5 protein-coding genes are annotated in these 4,901 nt (G+C 72.1%); 3 read left to right on the top strand and 2 right to left on the bottom strand.

Annotated features, from left to right (window positions below; genetic code table 11):
- The first annotated feature begins 144 nt into the window (after positions 1 to 144).
- The gene (locus tag AOK24_RS28390; protein WP_055722905.1) at positions 145 to 582 is read left to right on the top strand and encodes a hypothetical protein; all 438 of its coding nucleotides are present in this window, start codon (positions 145 to 147) and stop codon (positions 580 to 582) included.
- 410 nt (positions 583 to 992) lie between these two features.
- On the opposite strand, the gene AOK24_RS28385 is transcribed toward AOK24_RS28390, so the two are convergent.
- Positions 993 to 2,381: a cystathionine beta-synthase gene (locus tag AOK24_RS28385; protein WP_055722904.1), complete on the bottom strand. Its 1,389-nt coding sequence runs from the start codon at positions 2,379 to 2,381 to the stop codon at positions 993 to 995.
- Positions 2,382 to 2,518: 137 nt separating this feature from the next.
- Here AOK24_RS28385 and AOK24_RS28380 point away from each other — a divergent pair, with 137 nt between their 5' ends.
- Positions 2,519 to 3,517 (top strand): SGNH/GDSL hydrolase family protein, encoded by a 999-nt coding sequence (locus tag AOK24_RS28380; RefSeq protein ID WP_079057035.1) that lies wholly within the window; start codon positions 2,519 to 2,521, stop codon positions 3,515 to 3,517.
- Here the strand turns inward: AOK24_RS28380 and AOK24_RS28375 are convergent.
- Entirely contained in the window at positions 3,514 to 4,233 is a 720-nt protein-coding gene (locus AOK24_RS28375) for a class I SAM-dependent methyltransferase (RefSeq protein ID WP_055722902.1), read from the bottom strand. The two genes, AOK24_RS28380 and AOK24_RS28375, sit on opposite strands and share 4 nt — an antisense overlap.
- Before the next feature lie 85 nt (positions 4,234 to 4,318).
- Here AOK24_RS28375 and AOK24_RS28370 point away from each other — a divergent pair.
- The coding region (locus AOK24_RS28370) for a maleylpyruvate isomerase family mycothiol-dependent enzyme (RefSeq protein ID WP_055722901.1) at positions 4,319 to 4,901 on the top strand (583 nt) is incomplete at its 3' end.

Here is a 4,901-nt window from a genome sequence, read left to right as displayed (position 1 = left end):
GGGCGCGACCAGCCACGACGGCGCCGCACCCGCCCACAACCTCCTCCCGGCGGCCCCCACTCCCAAGAGGGGGGCTATCCCCCGTGCGGCCGAGGCCCCCGCTCCCTAGCCTGGAGGAGGTTCCAGGGGATTGAGGAGACGACGATGACACCGGGCCGGGACACCGAACTGAAGAAGGAACTCGACGCGACCCTGCACGCCCGCAGGGAGCTGGGCGAGGAGTACGACTCTGCGCTGGTCGAGTCGTTCCTGGAGAAGGTGGACCAGCGGATCGACGGCGCGGTGGAGCGCCGGGTGCGCCGCCAGTTCGCGGAGCAGCAGATGTCGGCGGCACGGGACGCCCGCGCCCCGCACGCCACGGACTCCTGGGGCGAGCGCTTCGGCTTCGGCATCGTCTCCCTGGTCCTCGCGATCCCCCTCTCGGCGATCGGCGCGGTGAACGCGGACCTCCCGGGCCTCCTGATCACCTGGACCGGCATCGTCGGCGTCAACGCGGTCCACGCCTTCCGCTCCACCCCCGAACTCCTGACGGCACTGAGGGGACGCCGGAAGAAGGCTGACGGGGACCGCTGGGAAGAGTGACAGCAACCATCAATTGAGCAACCCCCGCGGCGAGCAACCACCTCCGCGAGAGCGGCGCCGGTTTAGGCGCACAAATAGGCGGGGACCGCCGCACCCCCGGTAAGGGGGGCGGGACGACGGCGGTCCCCGCGGGGACGCGAGCTGTGCCCTGCGTCCTGGCGTCTGTGGAGGTCCGGGAGCCGCTCCGGAGGTCCGTGACGCCGTTTTGGTTGCCGGTTCGGCGGGGAGCCGCTCCCGCCTGCCGACACCCACTAATCTGCCGGACTCGTGTTAAGCGAGTGCTGCGTGGACGTGACGCGCTCGTACCACTTCCGCGAAGTCCACCGCCGGGGCGGCCCGAGGGAAGTTCCGCGGCGGAGCCGGGAGTTCACCGCAGGTTTCCCCGCCGTGCACCCCCGGCGCCGTACGGCTTACCTGCCGCCCTTGGCGAGGAACGCCAGCAGGTCCTGCCGGCTGACGACACCCTTCGGCTTGCCCTCGACGAGGACGATCGCCGCGTCCGCCTCCCCGAGCACGGACATCAGGTCGGCGACCGGCTCCCCGGACCCGACCTGCGGCAGCGGCGCGGACATGTGCTTCTCCAGCGGGTCCACGAGCGACGCCCGGTTGCTGAACAGCGCGTCGAGCAGCTCCCGCTCGACGACGGACCCGACGACCTCGGCGGCCATGACGTCCGGGTGCCCGGCGCCGGGCTTCACGACGGGCATCTGCGAGACCCCGTACTCGCGCAGCACCTCGATCGCCTGGCCGACGGTCTCCTCGGGGTGCATGTGCACGAGGGACGGGATCGCGCCGTGCTCCTTGTCGTCGAGGACGTCGCTGACGCGCGCGCTGGGGCCCTCGTCCTCCAGGAAGCCGTAGTCGGCCATCCACTCGTCGTTGAAGATCTTCGACAGGTACCCGCGCCCGCTGTCCGGCAGCAGGACGACGACCACGTCGTCGGGGCCGAGCCGCTCGGCCACCCGCAGCGCGCCCACGACGGCCATCCCGCAGGACCCGCCGACCAGCAAGCCCTCCTCCTTCGCGAGGCGGCGGGTCATCTGGAAGGAGTCCTTGTCGGAGACGGCGACGATCTCGTCGACGACGGTCCGGTCGTACGCGGTCGGCCAGAAGTCCTCACCGACGCCCTCGACGAGGTACGGCCGCCCGGAGCCGCCGGAGTACACGGAGCCCTCGGGGTCAGCGCCGACGACCTGGACCTTGCCGTCGCTCGCCTCCTTCAGGTACCGGCCTGTACCGGAGATCGTGCCGCCCGTGCCGACGCCGGCGACGAAGTGCGTGATCCGCCCCTCGGTCTGCTCCCACAGCTCCGGGCCGGTGGAGTGGTAGTGGGAGAGGGGGTTGTTCGGGTTGGAGTACTGGTCCGGCTTCCACGCGCCGGGCGTCTCGCGCACCAGCCGGTCGGAGACGTTGTAGTACGAGTCCGGGTGCTCCGGGTCGACGGCGGTGGGGCAGACGACGACCTCGGCGCCGTACGCCCGCAGCACGTTGATCTTGTCCGTGCTCACCTTGTCGGGGCACACGAAGATGCAGTGGTACCCCTTCTGCTGCGCCACGATCGCGAGCCCCACGCCGGTGTTCCCGCTGGTCGGCTCGACGATCGTGCCGCCCGGCTTGAGCGCGCCGCTCTCCTCCGCCGCCTCGATCATCCGCAGGGCGATGCGGTCCTTCACCGAACCGCCGGGGTTGAAGTACTCGACCTTCGCCAGAACGGTGGCCTGGATGCCCTTGGTCACGCTGTTGAGCCTCACCAGCGGGGTGTTGCCGACGAGGCTGATCATCGAGTCGTGGAATTGCACCGTTGTCTCCGGTTGCTTGCAAAAAACGTGGTCGTGATGTCGCCAGCCTAAACGTGTTCACTCCTGGGTGAGATTGACCGACGGGTCGTACGGGGCAAGGAGAGGTTGTACGGCGACGAGGGAGGTGGCGGGCAGGTATGACCAGCATGTCGAGGGCCAGGGTGGCCCGGCGGATCGCGGCGGGTGCCGCCTATGGCGGCGGGGGCATCGGGCTGGCCGGGGCCGCGGCGATGGGGCTGCTGCTCGCGGAGGCGCAGTGGGCGCGCCGCCATGTGGAGAACGGCACGTCGGCGCGGGTGCCGCAGGCGGACGGCCTGTACGGCAGTGTCTACGCGAGCACCGGCGAGGAACCCCTGCGCCTGGTCCTCCTCGGCGATTCCACGGCCGCCGGGCAGGGGGTGCACCGGGCCTCCCAGACGCCGGGCGCGCTGCTGGCGTCCGGTCTCGCCGCCGTCGCCGAGCGCCCCGTGCTGCTGCGCAACGTGTCCCTGCCGGGCGCCCAGTCCGACGACCTGGACCGGCAGGTCGCGCTGGTCGTGGGCTCGGCCGAACAGGTGCCGGACATCTGCGTGATCATCGTCGGCGCGAACGACGTCACCCACCGGATGCCGCCGACCCGTTCCGTACGCCACCTGTCCTCGGCGGTACGGCGCCTGCGCACCGCCGGTGCGGAGGTGGTCGTCGGCACGTGTCCCGACCTCGGCACGATCGAGCCCGTGGGCCAGCCGCTGAGATGGCTGGCCCGCAGAGCGTCCCGCCAGCTGGCGGCGGCGCAGACGATCGGGGCGGTGGAGCAGGGCGGCCGTACGGTCTCGCTGGGCGATCTCCTGGGGCCCGAGTTCGAGGCGAATCCGCGGGAGCTGTTCGGTCCTGACCACTACCACCCGTCGGCGGAGGGGTACGCGACGGCCGCGATGGCCGTCCTGCCGACGCTCTGCGCGGCCCTCGGGCTGTGGCCCGCGGAGGAGGAGCGGCCGGACGTCTCCCGGCGGGAGGGGTTCCTGCCGGTGGCACGCGCTGCGGCCGAGGCGGCGGCGGAGCCGGGCACCGAGGTCACGGCGGCCATGCCGACCGGGCCCCGGGGGCCGTGGGCGCTGCTGAAGCGGCGGCGGAGGCGGCTGCCGCAGACGGCTTAGGCGGGGCGCAGGTAGAGGTTCAGTACGCCTGCGTCGTCGCCGGTGACCTCGGTGATCTTCAGGCCCGCTTCCGCCGCGAGCTGCTCGAAGTGGTCCCGGGGGTACCAGTGCAGCACCCACGGGCGGTCCTCGACGACGCTGTCCCCGCCGAGGTGGCGCTCGTACCGCAGGACGGTCGTCTGCGTACGCGCCCGCTCGTCGCGCCGCTCGGACACCACGGAGACGCGGAGTTCCGCGCCGTCGGGGGCGGTGACCGTACGGACCTTGCCGATCTCCTCCGAGGGGGCCGGCGTGAACAGGGGGATCAGGGCGGTGCCGTCCTCGGCGAGGTGCCGCCCGATGCCGCGCAGCGCCGCGAGGGCGGTGGCGTCGTCGGGGAGCAGGTTGAAGGTCGGGCCCGCGAGGAAGACCGAGCGGTAGCGCCGGGGCAGGTCGAGGGCTTCCATGCGCTGGTGGTACGTGGTGACGGCCGTCCTCTGTACGTCCGCCCTGTGCCGCAGCCGGGCCAGCATGTCGGCGGAGGAGTCGACGCCGTCCACGTCCAGGCCGCGCCGGCGCAGTTCGAGGAGGGGGTCGCCGTCCCCGCAGCCCAGCTCCAGCGCCGGGGCGCCGGCCTGCCGTACGAAGGTGTCGTAGAGGTCGGGGTCCTGGGAGTGCGCCTTCAGGGGGGCGTACAGGTCCGCGACGATGCCGGTGTAGAAGTCAGCTGGGTCCACGGCGGTGACCTTATGCGGGAGGCGTTCGTACGCTCACCCGAATAAATCGCTGTCTCCGTCGGCGTACCCGGTGCTAAACAACGGCGTGCATACGACACTCGCCTTCCCCGACCTGCTGCGCCTCCTCGACGACCGCTCCACCGCGTTCCGTACGGCCGTCGCCGCCGCGCCCCGTCTCGACGTACAGGTCCCCACGTGCCCCGAGTGGACACTGGCCGACCTGGCCCACCACATCGGGGAGGGCCGCCGGCGCTGGGCGACGATCGTACAAGCGGGCCCTGCGGACGCTCCCCCGCCGCCGGTGCCTGCCTCACTCCCCAAGGACCGGGAGGCCATCTCGGAGTGGCTCGCGGAGTCGACCCGGCAGCTCCTGGACGCGCTCACGGAGGCGGGCCCGGACCAGGGCTGCTGGACCTGGTGGACCGCGTCCCAGTCCCCCGCGACAACGGGCGCGGTGGCCCGGCACCAGCTCCAGCAGCTCCTCGTCCACACGTACGACGCCCAGCTCACGGTGGGCGCCCCGCACGCCCTCCCCGCGCAGATAGCCCAGGACGGCGTGGCCGAATTCCTAACAACCTGCTGTGCAACGTCGTCCCCCTGGCCCCACACCCCCGCCACCCTGGACTTCCGCACCACCGACGCCCCCGCCTGGCGCCTCACCCTCTCCC

The sequence above is a fragment of the Streptomyces niveiscabiei genome (genome assembly GCF_001419795.1).
GTDB lineage: Bacteria > Actinomycetota > Actinomycetes > Streptomycetales > Streptomycetaceae > Streptomyces > Streptomyces niveiscabiei.
This window is presented reverse-complemented; position numbering and strand designations above follow the sequence as displayed.